We start from the raw sequence: 21069 nt of genomic DNA on the forward strand, positions 1-21069 counted from the left end.
CAGGGGGCACGCCGATGACATCTTTTTTACAAGGCATCGCCTATAATTTCAAGGGGCTGAAATTCGGGCTGCGCAACGCCAAGCTGCTGCTGCTCGGGCTGGTCCGGTTGATCGTCATCATCCTCATCTCCGTGGTCGCGGCGGCAGTGATTCTGGTCAACTATGAAGAGATCCTCGCCTTGATGTGGCGCCAGCCGGAAAGTGCCTGGCTTACCTGGTTGTGGTATGTGACCTCCTGGCTGCTGGCCCTGGTGCTCATCGCCATTTCGGCCCTGGTCGGCTTTCTGGTGTCCCAGTTGCTTTTCAGCGTATTTATCATGGATGTCATGTCCCAAATCACGGAACGCAAGGTCAGTGGCAAGGTGAAGTCTTCAGAAACCCGCTTGGCAATGTTTTCATACCTGTTCTACCTGCTGCGTCAGGAGATTCCGCGTGCCACGCTGCCCGTGCTCATCTCCTTGCTGCTCATGGTCCTGGCCTGGTTCACGCCCATCGGCCCCTTGCTTACCCTTCTCTCGCCCCTGGCCGCCGGAGTTTTCCTGGCGTGGGACAACACCGATCTGGTGCCGGCCCGCCGCCTCGAACCCTTCGGACAGCGACTGGGGTTTCTACGCCGCAACCTGGGATTTCACCTGGGGTTCGGCGTGCTGTTTCTGATCCCGCTTCTCAACATCGTTCTGCTCGCCTTTGCACCGGTAGGGGCCACACTCTACTATGTGGAGCGCATCGATCCGCTGCCGGCCGCACCGACGGAAGCGGCCGCGCCCGCCGAACCGCCCGAATGAAAGGAATTCGCCTGCCGTGAAGACCACCTTTCAAATGCTCGGGGCGCTGTTACTGCTGCCCCTCTATGCGAGCTGCAGTCTGTTCAACAAGGCGCCCATGGAGATGGTGACCTATGACCATCCCAACAGCAGCACCAAGGAGCGACTCATCGTCTTCATGCGCGGCATGGGCGGCAACCATTACAGCTTCGAAAAAGAAGGCCTGGTGGCCGATATCTTCGAGCGTCACGCGCCATTTGACATGGTGGCGCCCAACGCGCATTTTGGATATTATGCCGATCGCTCCCTGATCAAACGCATGAAGGAAGACGTCATCGATCCGGCCCATGCCCAGGGCTACAAGGAGATCTGGTTGATCGGATTTTCCATGGGGGGCCTGGGCGCCCTACTCTATACGATCGATCATCCCGAAGATGTACAGGGCATCTATCTGGTGGCCCCCTTTCTCGGCTACCGTTCACTGCTCAACGAAATCGCTACGGCCGGCGGCGTGCACCACTGGGAGCCCGGAAACTTTGATCCTGACAAGAAATGGCAGCGCATGCTGTGGCGCTGGCTCAAACAAAACGTGGCCGAACAGCCGACCAAGCCGATCTACCTGGGCTATGGAGAAAAAGACCCTTACGTGGACGGCCAGCGCCTCCTGGCCCAGGTGTTGCCCCCGGACCGTGTGTTCACCGTACCCGGCGGCCACGACTACGAAAGCTTCAAACGTCTTTGGGACAAATTTCTCGACAACGGCGGTTGCCATCCGGCCGATGCGGCCGAGACCGACGCGCAAGCCCAACGCTGACGCGAGTTCAACCGCCCGTTCCAGCACGATGGCCGCATACGGTTCAATCTGGAAATCGCCCTCGTCAGTCCTGCCCGTTCAAGATTAATATAACTGAAAAACGTCGCAGGGCGTCATGCCGGCGAACGCCGGCATCCAGAACATATTGAAAATACTGGATCCCGGGTTCCGCCGGGATGACGGGAAAAACAAATTCCGGGCTTCTTACGGTGCCGTAAAGATTGAAGGCTATGTAAAAAAGTCATTGCAGGACGACGCCGTAAGAAACTCAAGGTCATGGCGCTCGAAATTCCGTGCCCTGAGGCTTACTTGTCGTACGCCGCAAGGACAACGGAATGAGCGCAACGCAGATATTGGGCTTCTTACGGCGTCGTCAGGATTCGTCGGATGGCTTGCAACAGGGGGGCAACCCGCTCCCGCTGCTCGGGCGGCACCATCAGACAGGGGATGGGTCGGTTGGCGGCCAGTCCATTGGAAAAAGACCGTCTCTCATTGCATTGATATGCATCGGGCCGCTCCATCTGGGCTAAATGCAGCAGCACATCGGTCAGGTTGCCCGTCAGACCGCCATCGTCGATGGCTTCGATGAATTGCAACACCAGGGTATTGGCCGCCAGCACCTCATCGGGCATGTCCGCGGCCCCATGTGCGGCGCAGTCGCTGCACGACACCATGGCCCGGCACCCAAAGGGGCGGACAGCATAGATCGAGCAAAGGTTTCCCACGAGCAGTGGACATGGGCCCACTCGGGGGTCGGCCGCCTCTTCGGACGCCTCGGGGTCTCCCGCTTGCGGTCGGACACAGAGGGCAGCGAGGTGATTGGTGGTGATCCTGGGCTGAAAACGGGGCCGCCGGGCGGCGGCCTGAAGCACCCCCACCGGCGCACTCCCCCCTTCAGCCAGCCAATGGTTGTGGATCATGACCCCCTCCAGGGTCGTCATGGTCACATTGGCCGTGCAGCACAATGCACACCCTTTTCGGCAGGCTGAAGGAAAACCAGCACAGAAGGCTTCGTGGACACGGTATATTTTTTCCAGAAGCGCGAGTCGTTTTTCTATTTCCATGGTTGGATCGTCTTTCTTGACGTGAAGGATATCGGTCCGTATGTTTGGAACACTATCTTGTGCTTTCCCGCACCGCAACCCCATTCATTCCTAAAGGAGGTCTCATGTCCAGCCCAGTCTTTTTTGTCGACTGCCGCGCCGATGTGGAAAAAAATTTTATGGCCAAGCTCGAGCACGTCCTCGAGGCAACCGGCCTTTCAAAAATTATCGCGCCGCGGGATCTGGTGGCCGTGAAGATCCATTTCGGCGAGATGGGCAACGCCGCCTTCATTCGGCCGATCTATGCGCGACGGGTCGTGTCGGCCATCCGACGCCTCGGCGCCAGCCCGTTTCTGACCGATGCCAACACCTTGTACGCCGGCACACGCAGCGATGCGCCCAGCCACCTGACCACCGCCATCCAGAACGGTTTCGCCTACGCCGTGGTCGAGGCACCGCTTGTCATTGCCGATGGGTTGCGCGGCAAAAGCGAAGAGGCCCTGCCGATCTACGGCAAACATTTTGAAAGCGCATACATCGGCAAAGAGATCGTGCAGGCCGATGCGTTGATTTCATTGGCTCATTTCAAGGGGCACGAGCTGGCCGGCTTCGGGGGTACCATCAAAAACATCGGTATGGGCTGCGCATCGCGCAAGGGCAAGCTGGCCATGCACTCCACCGTATCGCCCCAGGTCAAAGCCGAGCACTGTATCGGCTGCGGCGCTTGCGTGGACCACTGCTCCCAGCACGCCCTTTCGATTATCGACGAAAAGGCGGTCATCGACGAGGAGCGTTGTATCGGGTGCGGTGAGTGCATCCTGATCTGTCCCAACTCGGCCATCGAGTTGGCCTGGAACCAGGAGATCCCCGCTTTCCTGGAGGGCATGGTGGAATATACGGCTGCGGTGCTCAAGCAAAAGGCTGGCAAGGCCCTGTTCGTCAACTTCATCACCGATGTGTCGCCGGCCTGCGACTGCTATGGTTCCAACGACGCACCCATCGTGAAAAACATCGGGGTGGTCGCCTCCCTGGACCCTGTGGCCATCGATCAGGCGTCGGTGGATCTGGTCAATGCCGAACCGGCACTGGCCCATTGCCGGCTTGAAATCAACACCGAACCCGGCGGCGATAAATTCAAAGGGCTCTATCCCGAGGTAGATTGGCCGATTCAACTGGAATATGCCGAAAAGATCGGCCTGGGATCCCGCAGCTACGAGTTGATACGCTTATAGCCCATGGAAATTGCCATCGTTACCATTATTCTGGCGGTCACCCTCTACCTGTTGATCAGCGAACGCATCCCCATCGACCTGACCGCCATCGGCATCATGACGGCCCTGACCCTCAGCGGCATATTGTCCCCACAGGAGGCTGTGGCCGGATTTGCCAATCCCGCCGTGATCACGGTAGGGGCCATGTTTCTCATCAGCCAGGCCATGATCCGCACCGGCGTGGTAGGGTTCATCGGGCAGAAGGTCATGACCCTGGCCCGGGGCCGAGCCGTTTTGGCCCTGCTGGTGGTGCTGCTGATCGTGGCCGTGGCCTCGGCCTTTATCAACAACACGCCGGTGGTGGTGCTCTTCATTCCGGTCATCATCAGCATGGGCTGCCGCCTCGGCTTCAGCCCGTCCAAGTACCTGATTCCCATTTCTTACATATCGATTCTGGCCGGTACCTGCACGTTGATCGGCACATCCACCAACATCATTGTCAGCGATCTGTCATCTCAGTACGGGTTCGGCAGCCTCTCCATGTTCGAGCTGGGCAAAGTGGGACTGCCCCTGGCCATCGCCGGCCTGGTGCTAATCCTGATCGCCGCCCCGCGCCTCATGCCCGACCTGAACAATCCCACCTGCGAACTGGAGAATGAACCCAAACGGCGCTATCTGGCCGAATTGACCGTTCCCCGGGGGAGCGGCCTGATCCATATGGATCCCTGTCTAGAGCTGCCCAATAAATACCCGGGGATCGAAGTGCTCCAGCTGATCCGCTATTCCCATATCTTCCATCCCTGCCGAGACACCGTAACCATCGCGCCCGACGATCTGCTGCTGGTAAAGGGATCGCCGAACGACCTCAACCATATTCTCCAAGGTAAAGACGTGGAGCTGCCGCCGTCCGAAAAGGGCCTCGCGTTCAACGGTCAGGATGATATGCTGGTAATGGAATTGATCATTCCGCCCCAATCCGACCTGCTCGGTCAACGGTTGGGAGAAACCCACCTGGCACGAGACGAGGACCTGCATATCGTGGCCGTCGAGCGCAGCGGACTGCACTATACGGAACATAAGATTAAAGATATCCGGCTGAAAATTGGCGATATCCTTCTAGTGTGGTGTTCCGTCAGCCGGGTCGACAAGTTTCGCGGTCGCAGCGATTGGATCATGGTGGAAGATGTGCATCATGAAATCGTCCACAGCCGCAAAGCGCCCCTGGCCGCCGGCATCTTTGCCGCCATGGTGGTGGCGGCCGCCACCGGCCTGGCAAATATCATGGTGTGTGCACTGGCCGCCGTCTTCTTCATGGTCCTGACCGGCGCGCTCTCCCTCAAGGAGGCTTACCGCGCCCTGCAAAGCAATGTCCTCATGCTCATCGCCGGCACCATCGCCCTGGGAACCGCCATGGACCAGACCGGCACGAGCCGGTACTACGCCCAGCTGTTCTTAAGCGCCCTGGAGGGATGGTCGCCTCATCTGGTTTTGGGTGGATTTATCCTGCTCACCAGCATCAGCACGCAGGTTCTGAGTAACAACGCGACCGCGGTGTTGCTGCTGCCAGTCGCCATCTCCACAGCCGTCGGACTGCAGGTGGATCCCAAACCCTTCATCATGGCCGTCTGCTTTGGCGCCAGTGCCTGCTTCGCCACACCCATCGGATACCAGACCAACCTGCTGGTCTACGGGCCGGGCGGCTACCGCTTCAGCGACTATCTCAAGCTGGGAATTCCACTGAATTTGCTGGTCATCGTCGGTGGTACGATCCTGGTCCCCATCTTCTGGCCCTTTTGAACCGGGCGATAAAGGAACAAAAAGGCAAGGATCAAGCGGCGCGAGGCTTCAAGACCGCTCCCTCGACCGGCATCCCTTCCCATTCTTGCAACCGCAGTTTGACTTAATATGATTCACTCTGAAGGGCTTGCTATCCAGAATTTGTTGGATAAAAAATGTCGCATGGCATCGGCCACCTGTCCTACCCGGGCCGGATTTAAGGAATGGCATTCAGTTAGAATTGCTGTTTTTGCAAAACAAAGATGGACAATTCTTGGGGGGTGTATTAAATATGGCGGTTTTCGCTGAGGAGAAAAACCTATGGCAACTCTGCCTGTTAAAAACGATAAGATACGCAACGTGGCCATCATCGCCCACGTGGATCACGGCAAAACGACGCTGGTGGACGCCATGTTCCGGCAAAGCGGGCTGATCCGCGACGGCCAGGCCGTCAACGAACGCCTCATGGACAACATGGATCTGGAGCGCGAGCGGGGGATTACCATTGCCGCCAAGAACTGCGCCGTGCTCTGGCAGGGCGTGAAAATCAACATCATCGACACCCCGGGGCATGCCGATTTCGGAGGCGAGGTGGAACGCGCCCTCTCCATGGCCGACGGGGCGCTCCTGTTGGTCGACGCCTCCGAGGGTCCCCTGCCCCAGACCCGCTTCGTCCTGGAAAAGACCCTGGCCGCCGGCCTCAAGGTGATCGTGGTGATCAACAAGATCGACCGCAAGGACGCCCGGGCCGAAAAGGTGCTCGACCAGGTCTATGACCTGTTCATCGATCTGGATGCCACCGACACCCAGCTCGACTTTCCCTTCCTGTATGCCATCGGCCGGGACGGCATCGCCCAGGCAAAACCCGACGAACGCGGCCGGAACCTCGATCCCTTGATGGCGATGATCCTGACCCATATCCCGGCACCGAGCCATAGCCCGGACGCACCCTTTCAAATGCTGGTCTCGGACCTGGGCTATTCGGACTATCTGGGCCGCCTCGCCGTGGGTAGAGTGGCCAACGGGCACGCGCGAATCAAAGACAGCCTCGTGTGCATCGGTGCAGACGCCCGGCAACGGCCGCTCAAGGTGGCCAGCCTGCAAACCTATCAGGGCCCGAGTCTCATCGACGTGCCGGAGGCCGACCCCGGCGATATCGTGGTGCTGGCCGGCATCGACGAGGTGCGCATCGGCGACACGATTTGCACCCGAAGTACTTCCCAGGCGCTCACACGCATCCGCGTGGACGAACCGACCGTAGGCATGCGGTTTACCGTCAATACCGGACCCTTTGCCGGACGCGAGGGTCGATACAGCCAGTCGCGCCATCTTCGCGAGCGACTGCTGAAAGAGACCCTGCGCAACGTGGCCATCCAGGTGGAAGAAACCGACAACCGCGAAGTATTCATCGTCAAGGGGCGCGGCGAGTTTCAAATGGCGATCTTCATCGAGACCATGCGCCGGGAAGGCTTCGAACTGGCCGTGGGCCGGCCCGAGGTGATTTTCAAGATACACGATGGCGAGCGACTGGAGCCCATCGAGCACCTTTTCGTGGATTGCGACGAAGGTTTTCTGGGCGTGGTCACCGAGAAACTGTCGTCCCGGAAGGCGCAGATGATCAACATGATCAACCACGGCAGCGGCCGGGTGCGCGTGGAGTTCTCCATCCCTTCGCGCGGCCTGATCGGCTACCGGGACGAGTTTCTCACCGACACCAAGGGCACCGGGTTGCTCAACACCTATTTCGACGGATACGACACCTATCGCGGCGATTTTCCCAGCCGCTACACCGGCTCCATCGTCAGCGATCGCCAGGGCTCGGCCGTGGCCTACGCCCTGTTCAACCTGGAGCCCAGGGGAATTCTCTTCATCCGGCCTGGCGATCCTGTCTACGAAGGGATGATCTTCGGCGAACACAATCGGCCAACCGACCTCAACGCAAACCCCTGCAAGGAGAAGAAGCTGACCAACATCCGCGCCTCAGGGCACGACGAGGCGGTGATCCTCAGCCCGATCAAGCCCATGACCCTCGAGCGCGCCATTCATTTTATTCGGGAAGACGAAATGGTGGAAATCACGCCCAAGGCCATTCGGCTGCGCAAAAACATCCTGTCGATACAGGAGCGACACCGCCAGAGGGGAAAGGTCAAGGCCGAGGAGTAACCGCGAGCTAGTACTTCTCCACCCGCATGACCATGAACTGGCCGCGGGTATCCTTGTTGACGTGGATCAGGCAGGCGCCGCCATCGCGCTGCAGAAAATGGGTCACCGCAGAGGCCGGGGCGGAATCGAAATAGCCGATATCGCCGATGGGATCAAAAAGTGTGGCATCGGGCAGCGCATGGCCGACCGCCTTCTTATCTTCCGGGTCCACCAGGATGCCGTGAGCCACGAACACCGGCCGCTCAAAAGCCTGGCGTCCAATCCATCCAAGGAGCTTTCCAAGATCGGCGAACGCGGCGATGACGCCGATCTCACCCATGGCCCGCTCGGCATCTTTTTTGATCAGCAGCCAGCAACTGCCCTCGACCATGTTGTAGTCTTCGTACCGTCGATCGAATTTGGCCTCGAATTGCGTCTTGGAAAAACTCGCTTCATCCACCCCGCCGATCAAGGCCTCGTTCACGGACCCTGCAACCATGTCGCAATGCAGCAACTCCAGGCCGCGTTCGAACGAAAGCAGTTTGCTGGAGAAGGTCATGTTGCGTCCCAGCAGCTCCAGGCTCTGGGCCACATAAAAAGATGCCGTGTTGCTCATGGTGTTGATGAAATTGTAGGGCATGGGGAACTGACGCATCTGATAAATCTGGTGCAGGACGGTCTCGGTATCTCCCAGATTGCCGTTCTCTGTGGTCAGATAGACGCCGGTATTCTTCTTGATCGACTGTTCATGGGCGCAGCGGCAGGCGCCGGCCAGCGATAGCAGCACAAAGCGGTTGGCTCTGCGGAAGTGCAACCGGGTGTACCGGCTGACGTCTTCTTTGTAGTACTTCATGTCCGCCACCGGCCGGCCGACAAAAGTTCCGTGGTTATGAATGTACATGTTCGCTTCGCCTGATGTTGTTTGTGTCGTGGCGTGCATGGCTTGGCCGCATCGATTCAATCGCGGTTGGAGACGACCAGGGAGACGCAATTGCCACCGAAACCGAAGTAATTCAGCAGGAAGGTCCCGCTTTCGATCGCCAGATCATCGGTCATGGGAACGACCCCCAACTCTTCGTCCGGCGTTTCAAATCCCAAGGTGGCCGGTACGAATCCCGCCTTGGCCGCCTCGCTCAAAAGAACCAGCTCGATCGCGCCACAGGCGCCCACCGTATGACCGACAAAGGGTTTCAATCCGGTCACCGGCGGCAAGTGATCGCCAAACACCTGTTTAAGGCCGTTGCACTCGGTCAAGTCGTTGTGATAACTGCCGGTGGCATGGGCTTTGATCACATCGATCTCCTCCGGCCTCGCTCCGGCGCTCGCCAATGCCTCCCGCATCACGGCGGCAATCGCATGGCCTTCCGGATCGTGGGTCGTCACGCTATGGGTATCGCAGGCATTCGCACCTCCCAGGCAATAAAAATCGTTGGCATCCCGTCGATAGCGATCCAACACGATGGCGCCGCACCCCTCGCCCATGATGACCCCCATGCGCTGTTTATCGAAAGGTCGGTAAGGTGGCGGCGCGATCAGCTTGAGTGCCTCGAAACCATAGAACCCCAGATTGCTGAACAGATCGTAACCGACCACCAGGGCGCGATCGAACGCGCCCTGGCCCATCATGGCCGACGCATATAGCACACCGTTGGCGCTGGAGGTGCACGCGGTGGTAAAGGTGTAGCAGCCGGCCTTGACTCCGAGGTGCCGGGCGATCTCGTTGGCGATGTTGCCGTATCCCGACGAGGTCTGGGAAAGCACGTTGCTGGCCGTTCGATAGGTCTCCTCGTAGAGCGGAATATCGATGGAGGTCGAGCCGAAGAAAATCGGCATCTCTTCTATTTCATGCGGTTGCAAACCCGCATCGGCAATGGCCTTTTCCACTGTGCGGAACAACACGGTGTAGAAAAAAGCCTCGCTATTAGGCGGTGGATCGCCATCCTTCACTGGCAGCCGATAATAGGGCCGCGCATAATCGAGATTGATGAGCGACAGCGGCACTTCGGTCGTTTGGCATTGGTGCGCACGCATGGCGGCGACCACAGATCCGACCTCTTCTCCCAATGCACAATGAACCGCCTTGCCGCGGATGAATGCCTTTTCGGTCAATTGTTTGATCACTCCGGTTGAATGTAGTCGGCAAAACTGTTGATCGAGGTCATGACGCGTCGCATCTCCTTGCTGTCTCGAATGGCAATGCCGAAGGTGTTTTGAATGGCGATGGAAATCTGCAGCGCGTCGATCGAGTCGAGTTCAAGCGGTGAATTTCGTTGAAAAAGAGGGGCCTCATCGTCGATATCCGCAATTTCGATATCCAGATCGCAATTTTCGACGATCAGAGTTTTGATCTTGTTTTTCAGATCAACATCCAGAGATCCTTTCATGCCAAGCACAAATACCTTTCACTGTTGTATTTGCCGTCATGTGCCGGACGGTTTGCCAGCCGACACCATCGGCGAAATTTGCAAGATAATGGAAGGGCCTACAGAAGGTCAACAATTATCCTCATCCATCCCAGGATGCCAGCAGTGCGCCCAGGAGCTGCCACACCTTTGCGACGGATGGTACGTATAGTTTTTCCGAAGGCGAGTGCGGATTGCGAATCGTGGGGCCGAAGGAAATCATCTGGATTCCCGGGTATACATCTCCGATGATGGCGCACTCCAACCCGGCGTGGATCACCTGAATGAGCGGCGCCTGGCCATATAGCCCTCGATAGACCGCCTCGGAGCGCTTCAACAGATCACATCCAGGATCCGGCTGCCATGGTGGATATGGGTTGCTCTCTATTACTTCGGCCCCCGCAAGACGGGCAACGGCCTGGACCCGGCCGGAGATTTCGTCCAGGCGCGAGGGAACCGCGCTGCGCTGGCTGGACAGGATCGTCATGCGGCCGTTCTGTAGTTGAACGGTTGCCAGATTGTTCGATGTTTCCACCAGCCCCTCGATGGCCGTTGACATGCCGGCCACGCCATGGGGCAAGGCCAGCAGGAGATCGACGGCCCGTCGGGTTTCCTCGGCAGTGGCGCCCCTGTCGGTCTGCAGGGATTCAGGAACTGCCTTGATATACAGGTTGGGTTCCTTGTCCTCATACTCCTGCTTTATGCGGCCGGCCATATCTTCAACCGCTCGGACCACCGATGGATACGCCGATGCGTCGCACGCCAGGATGGCGGTGGCGTCCCGGGCAATGGCATTGTGCCGTGTACCGCCGTCGAAGGAAATCAGACGGCAAGGCGTGCCCTGCAGCACATGGTCGAGAACCCGCGCCAGGAGCTTGTTGGCATTGGCACGTGGTTTATGAATATCGATGCCCGAATGGCCGCCTCTGAGCCCGCCCACCACCACCCGGAGCGCCTGGCTTCCCTTGGACAAAGGTTCTGTCTGCAACGGTAAGACCATGGTGATATCCCTGCCGCCGGCGCACCCGATGGTAAACACGCCTTCGTCCTCGGAATCGAGGTTGATCAGGATTTTTCCAGTAATCAGATCGTGCGCCATTGCCTTGACCCCGTTGAGCCCGGTCTCTTCGTCCACCGTGAAGAGCAGCTCCAGGGGTGGATGCTTTACCGCTTCACCATCGGCCAGCGCCAGGGCATATGCGATGGCAATGCCGTTATCGGCCCCCAGGGTCGTACGATCAGCGGTCAGCCAATCGCCTTCCATGTGGCTGCAAACCGGGTCGCTGGTAAAATCATGGGGGGAATCCGGTGTCTTTTCGCACACCATATCCATGTGGCCCTGTAGGATTACGCAGGGCGCCATTTCATATCCCGGGCTGGCGGGGACCCGTATGACCAGATTGCCCACCGCATCACCTTTTGTTGAAAGCCCTCTTTGGCCGGCCCAACGTTGGAGCCATTCCCGTATGCGACCCTCTGCCTTCGAACAGCGTGGAATGGCATTGATCCGCTCAAAGTAGTCCAAAACAATTCTCGTGTTTTCGTCCATGGCACTATCCTTTGCTTTCGGTCGTCACGTGATCTTGTCCCAGGCGGTGGGCCGATCGCCATGCGTGGCAAAGCATAAAAGAGGGGTAGAACATTGTCAATGCTTATGCATTATTATTTAAAATTCAGATCGTTAAGGTAATCGTGGCCATTTGTTAGTTGACTTTTTGCCTTAAGTATGGTCGAAAAACGAACCGCTTGTAGGTCCTATGGCCCGTCGGGTGCAAGGTTGCCGGGAAACAGCGGGCCTGACCCATCATAAACCACTGTGAATCGTAATTGCCGGAGGGTGTGACCCCATGATCTTTGATCTATCAAGAATCGCCGCCAACAATGGCTGGGCAATGGCCTTCACCGGAGCCATCCTGGTCATGTTGGGGTTGTCTATACTGGCCCTTATAATTTCTCAACTGCATAAAATAATAGGGTTTTTTGAAAGGCAGGCCAAGGGCCTGCCTGTGGAAGAAAGCAAACCGGCGCCGGTCAGCCACGCAGACTTGCTCAACGATCTGGAGGCCACGATCACACTCTACCAGTCTTTGACGGCTGGCATGGGAGAGCGATTCGACCTCGCCCAACTCTATCGGTTGGCCAAAAAGGACCAGCTGCCCCACCCACACCTAACCTTGCGAACTCTTAGAGAGAACGGTCTCTTGATTGCCGCCGGTGACGGCACGTTTTCTTGGAAGAACGCTTAACCAGACGATCGCCCAACGAGCGATCGATCATCGACCCATCGAGGTACCCTGACCTATGGAACTGGCTTTAGACTTCTTGAAAAACACCGGCTTTGCGATGGCCGACTGGCGCTACTTGATGATGATTCTCGTCGGGATTCTCTTCTGTTATCTCTCGATCGCCAAAAAGTACGAACCCCTGCTGCTGCTGCCCATCGGGTTTGGCATCATCATCGGCAATATTCCCTTTTTCAAGGGGTTTGGGTTGGGCATCTACGAAGACAACAGCGTGTTGCACTATCTTTACTTCGGTGTTACCAGTGGACTCTATCCGTCCATCGTCTTTCTCGGACTGGGCGCGATGACCGATTTTTCCTCCATGCTCGCCAGGCCCAAGCTGATGCTGCTTGGCGCCGCTGCCCAAATGGGCATCTACTTCACATTGCTCAGCGCACTCGCCCTCGGCTTTACACCCCAGGAAGCGGCCTCCGTAGGCATTATTGGCGGCGCCGACGGGCCGACCTCCATCTTCCTCACCGCCAAGCTTGCGCCGCATCTGATCGGACCCGTGGCCATTGCCGCCTACTCCTACATGGCGCTCATCCCCATCATACAACCTCCGATCATGCGGCTTTTGACCACACGGCGAGAACGCCTGATCCGCATGCCCGATACCGAGCGGCATGTCTCACGCAAGGAGCTCGTCTTTTTTCCCGTTGTGGGCGTTCTGCTCTGCTGTTTCCTGGCACCGGCATCCATTCCATTGTTGGGGCCCTTCTTCCTGGGGAATATCCTGAAGGTTTCCGGGGTGGTCGACCGTCTCGCCAAAACCGCCAGTTCGGCCGTCATCGACACGGCCACCATTTTCCTGGGATTTACAGTCGGTGCCAGCACCCAGGCCGATGTGTTCATCACGCCCAAGGCATTGGGTATCTTTTTTCTCGGATCCATCGCCTTTTCCATAGCCACGGCCTCCGGTGTTCTTTTTGCCAAACTCATGAACCTTTTTCTTAAGGAAAAAATCAACCCGTTGCTAGGCGCCGCTGGCGTCTCAGCGGTTCCGGGGTCTGCGCGTGAAGTCCACTTGACCGCTCAGAAAGAAGATCCAGGCAACTATTTGCTGATGCACGCCATGGCCTGCAATGCATCGGGTGTCATCGGCTCTGCCATTTGCGCCGGTATCTTGTGGAGCTTCATGATGGGTTGACCCAAAGGAGCATCCGCCATGATCGCCAAAATTTTGATCAAAAGACGCTTCAAGGAAGGAAAGACCCCTCAGATTCTTTCGCTGCTCAACGACCTTCGTTCACGCGCCATGCATCAGCCCGGTTACATTTACGGGGAAACCCTTTCAAAAAAGGGCTTTCCGTTGAATTTGATTGTCATCAGTACCTGGCAGAGTCCTGAGCACTGGTACGAGTGGCGGGATAGCCAGGAGAGAAGACAACTCGAATCTATTTTAGAGCTGTATCAAACCCGCCCTACCGATTACGAAGAGTTCCTGCTCGGCTTCCCGCTCAGCTCCGAATAGTACTACGGCTTTTCGACTGACAGGCAGTTGTCTTACCGGCTCACGGTGCTTTTCACCAATGGATTGGGGCACGTCGGAGATATGGCGCTCTTAGGTTGCGCTGCGTGCAGAAGCGCTGGAAATATCTCAAGGATTCGTGTATCAAGATTTGAAGATTCAACTGGTCACCGAACCCCACTCACCCCTAAGCTTTGAGGTCAACCCAATGAAACAATGGAAATGCACGGTCTGCGGCTACATTAACAAGGGCGACACGCCTCCCGAAACGTGCCCGGTTTGCGGTGCCGATCGGTCTCTTTTCATACTGCTCGAGGAAGCAGGAGATATTGCACCAGCCCCGGCGGAAGGGGACGCGAGCTCAGGGGTCAACGAAAACTCCAGGTGGCGTTGTTCTGTATGCGGCTACATTCATACCGGTAGCAGCCCTCCGGAAAAATGTCCGGTGTGTGGTGCGGACCGGAGTCAATTCGTCTTGTTACCTGAGGATCCGGCGGAATCAGAACAGGGCGAGCATTCATCGGCTGAGGAGAATATAACCGATGACGAAAGTCCAAAAGCCGGCGGTCGGGACCCGTCCAGTTTCATACCCGAACGATTTAGAGACATCAGCTTGAAGCTGACCGAATTGCACGGTCACCCGATCGCCGTCCACATCCCAAACGGCGTTCTACCCATCTCCGTGATGTTCGTTTTTCTCTCGCTTCTTTTTGGCTCAGAAGCCTTGGCGACAGCCGCAAAGGTGAACATTATCATGGTTGCCCTCACCATGCCCATCGTCATTGTCACCGGAATGATCGACTGGATCAACACTTTCAAAGGTCGCATGACAGAGGTCTTCCGGATCAAAATGATTTGTGCCGGAGTTGTCACATTTTTATCCATCATCCTTGCCATCTGGTGGTTGGTGGATCCAGACCTTTATGCCCAAGGTCTGTTCAACAATTTTTTCTTTTTCCTGCTTCACCTGGTTGACCTGGCTGCCGGCGCCATTGCAGGCTGGTATGGCGGAAAACTGGTTTTTCGCACAAAGTAAGTTCAAATAGAGTCAAAAGGTTCCCACTGAAGTGATTTTCCCTCGCAAAGCCTTTATTTGTAAGGCTTTGCGAGGCCATCTCACCAGGGCTCAAATTTTAAACGATCAGCGTCAGCCGCATACCGCGGGGCCCATTTTCAGGATCGCCACGTAAACAGCCTATCGACCCCACTGGCGCCTTTGAATCGCAGCAGCGCCCCACCCGCGGTTTTCAGCACCCCATACCACCTCGAAACCCACGGGCAACTGACTGAACAGCCGAGATTTTTCTTCCGGCCGGAAACCGGTGATGATCCAATACCCTTCCGGACCGGTATGGCGCACCATATCGGGCATCAGGCGCACCAGGGTTGGGGGTCGCAAATTGGCCATAATGAGTTTGAAAGAGGATGGACGAATCGCAGCCAGCTCACCGGCAACGACATGAACTCGCATAGACAGCCCATTGCTATGGACATTTCTCATGGCCTCACAGCAGGCCAATTGATCGAGATCAATGGCGACGGCGTGGCCTAACCCCAGCCGCACTGCGACCATTGCCAATATGCCGGTTCCGGTTCCGATATCCAGAACAGCCGGTATTGCCGAAGGGCTAGTGTTTTGGCAAATATCGACAACCCAATCCATGGCTTCGATCGCCAACTGGGTCGTGGGATGGTCCCCTTGTCCAAAAGCGGCACCATCCGTCACCGTAACCTCATTCGCAGCCATCCTTGATGGGTGTTGAGAAGATACGGTTTCAAGAGACAATCCCGGCGATGCGGGCCCCCGGCAACGCGTGCCGAGTTCTATGTAGGAGGATGAAAAATGGCTTGAATAGGTCAAAAGACCCTTTTGGACCAGTTCACGGAGAATGGCTCTAAAAATCGGTCGGCTCACATCAGGAAAATAGGCGGCAAGCGCCTGCGCCAGACCAGAGGGGGTGATACGCAGGTATTTCTGGCTCAACAGATGGTGAATATGGTGTCCTACGCGCTGAAAGGTAACGGTATCAATTTCCATTTCCAAGCTTTATTTTTAGACAGGATTACTTTTCGATCCCTTTGAGTTGCTCCCTATACCAGGACGCAAATTCAAACATCCCGATAAAGCGATCATCGGCATTGATGATTCCCAGCGCCATTTCCAGGACCCCGCGGCTGTAAGCGTTGGTGCGCCGTTCAGGAGCTCTTGTTTGGAGGAAATCCCCCACCAGCTGTTGCGTGGTGCGCTGGGTAGGATCGCGGCGAATATCGATGGGATCCTTGGGAACCTCGAACGGGTCCCATCGATCGTAGCCGATCCGGTCAATTCTCCGGCGGGCGCGCGGTGACATGGCATCGAAAATTGCCTTTTTCCTTTGAGCGGCATCATCCTGCGTCATGCTCGTGCCCCCTATTTTTCCTCTGTTGATCTATCTTTCAATTTTACGCCAAGATAATCCTCGGTGTAATCGGTCAAAAGCGCCATGGACAAGGGCACCAACATATCCGCCAATTTAGAATAGCGACTCTCAACCCCCTGCGCCAAGGCCGTCGAGATCTCATAAAGGCGCTGATAAATGGCGTCCAGCTTCACGGTCGGGTAGGCAACCCCCTCTTTAAAACCGCTGATACCACAGGAATGTGCGCGGCCTCCAATCTCGGTGGGAATCCCATACAGTCGACAGGTTATCGGCCGAACCTCATAAATGGCACACAGATTATTCTCATCCAAAGCCGGGCATCGAACACGCTTCAAAGCCATGTCCTCCAGAATTTCATCTTCCGGCTTTCCTTTTTCCAAGGCCTGGACTGCCACCTTCTTGATACGACAAATATCCCGATCCGCCCTGTTGGCACGCTCGATCAATTGTTCGCGCCGGTCCCCTGTAAACATTCGATCGAAATTTTCTTTGATATACACCGCCTCGATCAAGGTTAAATCAAACAAAGCGTTGCAACAATCGGAACAGGCTTCCTTACACAAGACACAATCGCCATATTCCTGTTGGACCCGGCGAAACGCATCATCCACTTTTTCGACCAATAGGCGATATTCTTTAAAAAATGGCTCGAAATCCATCTGGTATCTCCTGACTGTTTCACGTGAAACAATTGTGTGCCGGCACTATTTGCCGATACAGAATTTATTAAAAATTGAATCCAACACCCTTTCATCCGAACGATCCCCGGTTATCCTTCCGAGCGCCAAAAGGGCTTCCTCCAGCTCCAAACAGACCAACTCCTCTCCATCATGGCGCTTCAGTATGTCGGTCGCCCGACTGGTGGCGCCCAGCGCCACCTCCAGAAGCCCCTGGTGTCGGACACTGGTGACGATATTCTCTTGTACCTGAAATTCCCCGGATTGCAAACACCTGTGAGAGATAACCGCCTTAAGTTGCGATAACCCGATTCCATTTTGGGCGGATATTATGACATGATCGATCTGCGCCATTTCCTTTGGACACGGCGGAATCGCATTCTCCTCTGCCAGGTCAATTTTATTTACAACTAAAACGGTCTTTGCCAGATCAAGGATCTGGAGGATCGACAAGTCCTCTGGAGCCCATGGAAGTTGGGCGTCGATAACAAACAGAATGAGGTCCGCCTCATCCAGGCGTTCTCGGGTCTTGCGCATGCCAATGATCTCGATCGGATCATCGCTCTCTCTCAATCCTGCCGTATCTGCGATGTGAATGGCATGATTGTCGATAAACAGCGTCTCTTCGACGGTGTCGCGGGTAGTCCCCGGTATAGGGGTGACAATAGCCTTGTCTTTCCCTACCAACACATTCATCAGGCTCGATTTCCCGACGTTAGGGCGCCCGACGATCACCAAACGAACGCCCTCTTTGATTAGCCGCCCCCTATGAACAGTCTCCAGCAAATGCTTTATGGGCGCAATGATCCCATTTTCTAAAGAATCGATCCAACCGGTCCTCTGCTTGGACAGGTCTATGTCCACCTCTTCTGGAAATTCAATGCCCGCCTCGAGATCTGTTAAGACTTCGACAATGAGCGAACACAGATCATCGATTTGACGTCTGAGCCCACCCTCCAATTGTCGGGCAGCGATCGCCAACGCGCCATCGCTTCTGGCATTGATGATATCGGCAACCGCTTCCGCCTGACTGAGATCGATTCGTCCGTTGAGATAAGCTCGTCGGGTAAACTCACCTGGTTCCGCGAGCCTGGCTCCCGAAAATAGCACCAGGTCGAGTATTTTGGTTAGGGTCAGCGTGCCGCCATGGGAATGTATCTCGACCACGTCTTCGCGCGTGTAGGTTTTTGGCGCCTTCATGGCTGCCAGCAAGACTTCATCGATGACGCGGCTCGACGCCGGCTCCCGTATAAATCCATGAACTAAACGGTGGGATGGAATTGCGGTTTCCTCGTTCTCTGCCGTCAAACCGCTGTCTATACTTCTTACGAAAAGCTTCCGCGCGATGGCATAGGACTCCGGGCCGGATAGCCGAACAATACCGATACCTCCGGCGCCCTCCGCGGTAGCGATAGCTGCAATGGTGTCATTACGGAACTCGGATTCCCTTGCAAACGTCGTCATCAAATTCGGCCTGACTTCTTTGCTCTCGCCCTCCGTTTCTACGTGATCGAGGGACGATACCCGCTCAATTGGACCTCTGATGCCGCTTGCGTTTTGGAAAAATGATCAGCTTTCTATAGTTTCCGTCGCCGACACTTTGGGTTCGAACGGCTTGATTGTCTTTCAGATGCAGATGAACGATCCGTCTATCGTAGGCGTTCATTTGGCCGATGGTCACGGGCTTGTTAATTTTCTGGGCCTTCTCGGCCATTTTGGTAGCCATTCGTTTCAGGTTGGATTGACGCGTGTCGAGATATCCCTCGACATCGACCAATACTCTCAAACGGTTATCATTATTTTTGTTAACGATTTTTTCGATCAAATATTGTATCGCCTCGAGGGTCTGGCCTCGCTTTCCGATCAAAAGACCACTATTACCGCCCTCGATTTTAAAAATGATCCTGTGATTCTTGTGCTCGGCGGTGATCGTGGCCCCCTCTGATATGGCATCGACGATGCGCTGAAGCGCCTGTTTACCACAATCCAAGTCTACTGATGAAACGACCTGCGCTTCTTCTGTCTTTTCTTCGATGCCAAACGCGCTCTTGACCAGATCCTTGGCTTTTTGTTTTGCCTCTCGATGGAGGGAACCCTTAAAATGGCTTGTTTTTACACGTATTTTGGCCTTTTTGACCCCTACTAATCCAAAGATTCCCGTAGATCCGTAGGAGATGACATCGTAACTCAATTGATCCAAGGGCAGATCCAGTTCCTTAGAGGCTTTTTCCAAAGCCTTGTCTACACTCTTGCCTTCATATTCTATAAAATCTGTCATGCCTAAACCTCCAGACATTAGGCTACTTTTTTCATTGTGTAATATTGCTGCGATATGGACACGAGGTTGCTGATGAGCCAATAGAGCACAAGCCCCGACGGAAAATTGATAAATATGAAGGTAAATACAATCGGCATCAGCATCATCATTTTGGCTTGCATCGGATCGCCTGGTGCAGGGGACATTTTCTGCTGCAGCAACATGGTTGCCCCCATAATGAGCGTCAGGACCGGGATCCCATAGGGGGCCTCCATAAACGGAATTTTAAATGAAAAACTGAAAAGACGGTCAGGCGCCGACAGGTCGTTGATCCATCCGAAAAACGGTGCATGCCGTAGTTCAACGGACTGGTAAAGCATTCGATAGAGGGCAAAAAATACGGGAAGTTGTATCAACATAGGAAGACAACCGCCCACGGGGTTGACTTTATAAGTCCGGTAAAGCGCCATGGTTTCCTGATTAATCCTAGCCTTGTCGTTTTTATATTTTTCCCGGATTTCCTGCATCAAGGGTTGCAACTTGCGCATGTCGTTCATCGATTTATAGCTTTTGTTCGCCAATGGCCAGAAAAGCAACCGGGTGATGATCGTCAAGATGATAATGGCGATACCGTAGTTTGGAATATAACGGTAGATAAAGTTCATGAACCACAAACACGGCTTGGCGATGATGTCTACCCAACCGAAGTCGATCGCTCGATCCAGATCGTTACCGACGGACTTCAATAGCGAGAGGCTCTTGGGACCCATGAACAAGCTAAAACGCCATTCGTGACCCTCACCGGCGGGAAGGGTCTGGGTTTTTGTAACCATCTGGTTTTCCACTATATTATCATTAACATCCAGAAGCATTCGACCGTCGATGCTCTCTTTGCTCATCACACTGCTGATAAAATAGAGCCGTTCGGTGGCGATCCAACGAAGGCTCCCGCTCACCTCACTGCTTTCTTCAATATCCTTAATTTTCACCTGAGTAAGGCTATTGTTGATCAACCCGCTCGGCCCTACAAAACCATAAGCGCCACTACCTTTGTCGACCACATCATGCAGGGCGATCTGAAGGCCAGTGTTCACCGGCAAACCACTGCCATTGTGAACGGTGACATCCAGACCGATGACGTAGCTTTCCGGAACAAAACGATAGCTCTTATCAATTGAAATCCCATTACCTAGATCGTAGCGGAAAAGTACCGCCTGGGGCGCTTTATCGATCACCACCTGGTCATGAGTGATCTGCGCCTTGTAAATCCCCCTCCTCAGCAGATCAGGGTCATACGCACTTAGTGAGGACAGTACCGTACCCGAGGCAATCTCACGGGCCACCAACTCTTTGTTCGCAGAGTCGGCGGCCACGGTTTCTTTATACTCTTTGAGTACCATGCTCACCACCGCCCCGCCTTTTTCCGACAGTTTCATTCTAAAAAGAGGCGTGTCGACCACGATCGTCCTGGCTGCAACCGACTGATCCTTCGGCTCTGCGGCGGGTGGTAATGCGGGCGGTGCGGTAGTCTGCACGTCCGCTCCTATACCTTGACTTGGTCCAGCCTGAGAAGGTGCGGCCGACTCGGACTCCTGCGCTTCCTCACTTACAGGCACTTGTTGAGTGGGTTTTGGACCGAAGGTAATGCTCCATAGAAAAAAAACGAGGAACGAGAGCCCGATGGCCATTAAAAGACGCTTTTGTTCCATAAAAACTCCTTCAAGTTGATCGGAATAGAATGCAGGACGGCACCTTCGGCCACATCGGCACACAGGCTGTTATTCGCTGGATAAATCGGGTTGGAACGGCA

At 55.5% G+C, this 21069-nt stretch carries 20 protein-coding genes; 9 read left to right on the plus strand and 11 right to left on the minus strand.

Annotation, left to right across the window (positions count from 1 at the left end):
- Nucleotides 1-14 precede the first annotated feature (14 nt).
- On the plus strand, nt 15-785 hold the full coding sequence (locus DFT_RS23435) for an EI24 domain-containing protein (RefSeq protein WP_054033884.1): 771 nt from the start codon (nt 15-17) through the stop codon (nt 783-785).
- A gap of 16 nt (nt 786-801) precedes the next feature.
- Complete coding sequence (locus DFT_RS23440) at nt 802-1578, plus strand: alpha/beta fold hydrolase (RefSeq protein WP_054033886.1); 777 nt, start codon at nt 802-804, stop codon at nt 1576-1578.
- Nucleotides 1579-1940: 362 nt separating this feature from the next.
- Here DFT_RS23440 and DFT_RS23445 read toward each other — a convergent pair whose 3' ends face one another.
- Entirely contained in the window at nt 1941-2642 is a 702-nt protein-coding gene (locus DFT_RS23445) for a hypothetical protein (protein ID WP_054033887.1), read from the minus strand.
- Nucleotides 2643-2746: 104 nt separating this feature from the next.
- Between DFT_RS23445 and DFT_RS23450 the strand changes: the two genes are divergently transcribed.
- From DFT_RS23450 to typA, 3 genes are all read left to right on the plus strand, one after another.
- On the plus strand, nt 2747-3853 hold the full coding sequence (locus tag DFT_RS23450; RefSeq protein WP_054033889.1) for a DUF362 domain-containing protein: 1107 nt from the start codon (nt 2747-2749) through the stop codon (nt 3851-3853).
- A 3-nt stretch (nt 3854-3856) separates the two neighbouring features.
- Nucleotides 3857-5629, plus strand: a complete 1773-nt coding sequence (locus DFT_RS23455; RefSeq protein ID WP_054033891.1) for an SLC13 family permease — start codon at nt 3857-3859, stop codon at nt 5627-5629.
- 300 nt (nt 5630-5929) lie between these two features.
- Entirely contained in the window at nt 5930-7771 is a 1842-nt protein-coding gene (gene typA, locus DFT_RS23460) for a translational GTPase TypA (protein WP_054033894.1), read from the plus strand.
- Nucleotides 7772-7778: 7 nt separating this feature from the next.
- Here the strand turns inward: typA and DFT_RS23465 are convergent, their stop codons facing one another.
- The 4 genes from DFT_RS23465 to DFT_RS23480 all read right to left on the minus strand — a co-directional run bounded on the left by DFT_RS23465 (nt 7779) and on the right by DFT_RS23480 (nt 11701).
- Nucleotides 7779-8651: a hypothetical protein gene (locus DFT_RS23465; RefSeq protein ID WP_054033895.1), complete on the minus strand. Its 873-nt coding sequence runs from the start codon at nt 8649-8651 to the stop codon at nt 7779-7781.
- A gap of 56 nt (nt 8652-8707) precedes the next feature.
- Entirely contained in the window at nt 8708-9859 is a 1152-nt protein-coding gene (locus DFT_RS23470; RefSeq protein WP_054033897.1) for a beta-ketoacyl-[acyl-carrier-protein] synthase family protein, read from the minus strand.
- Nucleotides 9860-9867: 8 nt separating this feature from the next.
- Nucleotides 9868-10134: a phosphopantetheine-binding protein gene (locus tag DFT_RS23475; RefSeq protein ID WP_054033899.1), complete on the minus strand. Its 267-nt coding sequence runs from the start codon at nt 10132-10134 to the stop codon at nt 9868-9870.
- 121 nt (nt 10135-10255) lie between these two features.
- Nucleotides 10256-11701 (minus strand): aminoacyl-histidine dipeptidase, encoded by a 1446-nt coding sequence (locus DFT_RS23480; RefSeq protein ID WP_054033901.1) that lies wholly within the window; start codon nt 11699-11701, stop codon nt 10256-10258.
- A gap of 298 nt (nt 11702-11999) precedes the next feature.
- Between DFT_RS23480 and DFT_RS23485 the strand changes: the two genes are divergently transcribed.
- The 4 genes from DFT_RS23485 (at nt 12000) to DFT_RS26890 (ending at nt 14941) form a co-directional block, all read left to right on the plus strand.
- Nucleotides 12000-12398, plus strand: a complete 399-nt coding sequence (locus tag DFT_RS23485; RefSeq protein WP_054033904.1) for an OadG family protein — start codon at nt 12000-12002, stop codon at nt 12396-12398.
- A 55-nt stretch (nt 12399-12453) separates the two neighbouring features.
- Entirely contained in the window at nt 12454-13584 is a 1131-nt protein-coding gene (locus DFT_RS23490; RefSeq protein ID WP_054033906.1) for a sodium ion-translocating decarboxylase subunit beta, read from the plus strand.
- 18 nt (nt 13585-13602) lie between these two features.
- Nucleotides 13603-13908, plus strand: a complete 306-nt coding sequence (locus DFT_RS23495) for an antibiotic biosynthesis monooxygenase family protein (RefSeq protein ID WP_054033907.1) — start codon at nt 13603-13605, stop codon at nt 13906-13908.
- A 148-nt stretch (nt 13909-14056) separates the two neighbouring features.
- Complete coding sequence (locus tag DFT_RS26890; protein WP_152972127.1) at nt 14057-14941, plus strand: rubredoxin-like domain-containing protein; 885 nt, start codon at nt 14057-14059, stop codon at nt 14939-14941.
- Between the two features lie 159 nt (nt 14942-15100).
- Here the strand turns inward: DFT_RS26890 and DFT_RS25325 are convergent, their stop codons facing one another.
- The 6 genes from DFT_RS25325 to yidC form a co-directional block, all read right to left on the minus strand.
- On the minus strand, nt 15101-15943 hold the full coding sequence (locus DFT_RS25325; RefSeq protein WP_076750842.1) for a 50S ribosomal protein L11 methyltransferase: 843 nt from the start codon (nt 15941-15943) through the stop codon (nt 15101-15103).
- 25 nt (nt 15944-15968) lie between these two features.
- The gene (locus tag DFT_RS23510; protein WP_054033913.1) at nt 15969-16304 is read right to left on the minus strand and encodes a hypothetical protein; all 336 of its coding nucleotides are present in this window, start codon (nt 16302-16304) and stop codon (nt 15969-15971) included.
- An 11-nt stretch (nt 16305-16315) separates the two neighbouring features.
- Nucleotides 16316-16984 (minus strand): YkgJ family cysteine cluster protein, encoded by a 669-nt coding sequence (locus DFT_RS23515; protein WP_054033916.1) that lies wholly within the window; start codon nt 16982-16984, stop codon nt 16316-16318.
- A gap of 45 nt (nt 16985-17029) precedes the next feature.
- Nucleotides 17030-18466 (minus strand): tRNA uridine-5-carboxymethylaminomethyl(34) synthesis GTPase MnmE, encoded by a 1437-nt coding sequence (gene mnmE / locus DFT_RS23520; RefSeq protein ID WP_054033917.1) that lies wholly within the window; start codon nt 18464-18466, stop codon nt 17030-17032.
- Between the two features lie 64 nt (nt 18467-18530).
- Nucleotides 18531-19280: an RNA-binding cell elongation regulator Jag/EloR gene (gene jag / locus DFT_RS23525; protein WP_054033919.1), complete on the minus strand. Its 750-nt coding sequence runs from the start codon at nt 19278-19280 to the stop codon at nt 18531-18533.
- A 17-nt stretch (nt 19281-19297) separates the two neighbouring features.
- On the minus strand, nt 19298-20968 hold the full coding sequence (yidC, locus tag DFT_RS23530; RefSeq protein ID WP_054033921.1) for a membrane protein insertase YidC: 1671 nt from the start codon (nt 20966-20968) through the stop codon (nt 19298-19300).
- Nucleotides 20969-21069: the final 101 nt, after the last annotated feature.

It is taken from the genome of Desulfatitalea tepidiphila, from assembly GCF_001293685.1.
GTDB lineage: Bacteria > Desulfobacterota > Desulfobacteria > Desulfobacterales > Desulfosarcinaceae > Desulfatitalea > Desulfatitalea tepidiphila.

Bases quoted from the DNA above. Each gene is read 5' to 3' on its own strand.
- DFT_RS23435 (WP_054033884.1), top strand. From the start codon at position 15: ATGACATCTTTTTTACAAGGCATCGCCTATAATTTCAAGGGGCTGAAA.
- DFT_RS23445 (WP_054033887.1), bottom strand. From the start codon at position 2,642: ATGGAAATAGAAAAACGACTCGCGCTTCTGGAAAAAATATACCGTGTC.
- DFT_RS23450 (WP_054033889.1), top strand. From the start codon at position 2,747: ATGTCCAGCCCAGTCTTTTTTGTCGACTGCCGCGCCGATGTGGAAAAA.
- DFT_RS23455 (WP_054033891.1), top strand. From the start codon at position 3,857: ATGGAAATTGCCATCGTTACCATTATTCTGGCGGTCACCCTCTACCTG.
- typA (WP_054033894.1), top strand. From the start codon at position 5,930: ATGGCAACTCTGCCTGTTAAAAACGATAAGATACGCAACGTGGCCATC.
- DFT_RS23465 (WP_054033895.1), bottom strand. From the start codon at position 8,651: ATGTACATTCATAACCACGGAACTTTTGTCGGCCGGCCGGTGGCGGAC.
- DFT_RS23475 (WP_054033899.1), bottom strand. From the start codon at position 10,134: ATGAAAGGATCTCTGGATGTTGATCTGAAAAACAAGATCAAAACTCTG.
- DFT_RS23480 (WP_054033901.1), bottom strand. From the start codon at position 11,701: ATGGACGAAAACACGAGAATTGTTTTGGACTACTTTGAGCGGATCAAT.
- DFT_RS23485 (WP_054033904.1), top strand. From the start codon at position 12,000: ATGATCTTTGATCTATCAAGAATCGCCGCCAACAATGGCTGGGCAATG.
- DFT_RS23490 (WP_054033906.1), top strand. From the start codon at position 12,454: ATGGAACTGGCTTTAGACTTCTTGAAAAACACCGGCTTTGCGATGGCC.
- DFT_RS23495 (WP_054033907.1), top strand. From the start codon at position 13,603: ATGATCGCCAAAATTTTGATCAAAAGACGCTTCAAGGAAGGAAAGACC.
- DFT_RS25325 (WP_076750842.1), bottom strand. From the start codon at position 15,943: ATGGAAATTGATACCGTTACCTTTCAGCGCGTAGGACACCATATTCAC.
- DFT_RS23510 (WP_054033913.1), bottom strand. From the start codon at position 16,304: ATGACGCAGGATGATGCCGCTCAAAGGAAAAAGGCAATTTTCGATGCC.
- DFT_RS23515 (WP_054033916.1), bottom strand. From the start codon at position 16,984: ATGGATTTCGAGCCATTTTTTAAAGAATATCGCCTATTGGTCGAAAAA.
- mnmE (WP_054033917.1), bottom strand. From the start codon at position 18,466: ATGACGACGTTTGCAAGGGAATCCGAGTTCCGTAATGACACCATTGCA.
- jag (WP_054033919.1), bottom strand. From the start codon at position 19,280: ATGACAGATTTTATAGAATATGAAGGCAAGAGTGTAGACAAGGCTTTG.
- yidC (WP_054033921.1), bottom strand. From the start codon at position 20,968: ATGGAACAAAAGCGTCTTTTAATGGCCATCGGGCTCTCGTTCCTCGTT.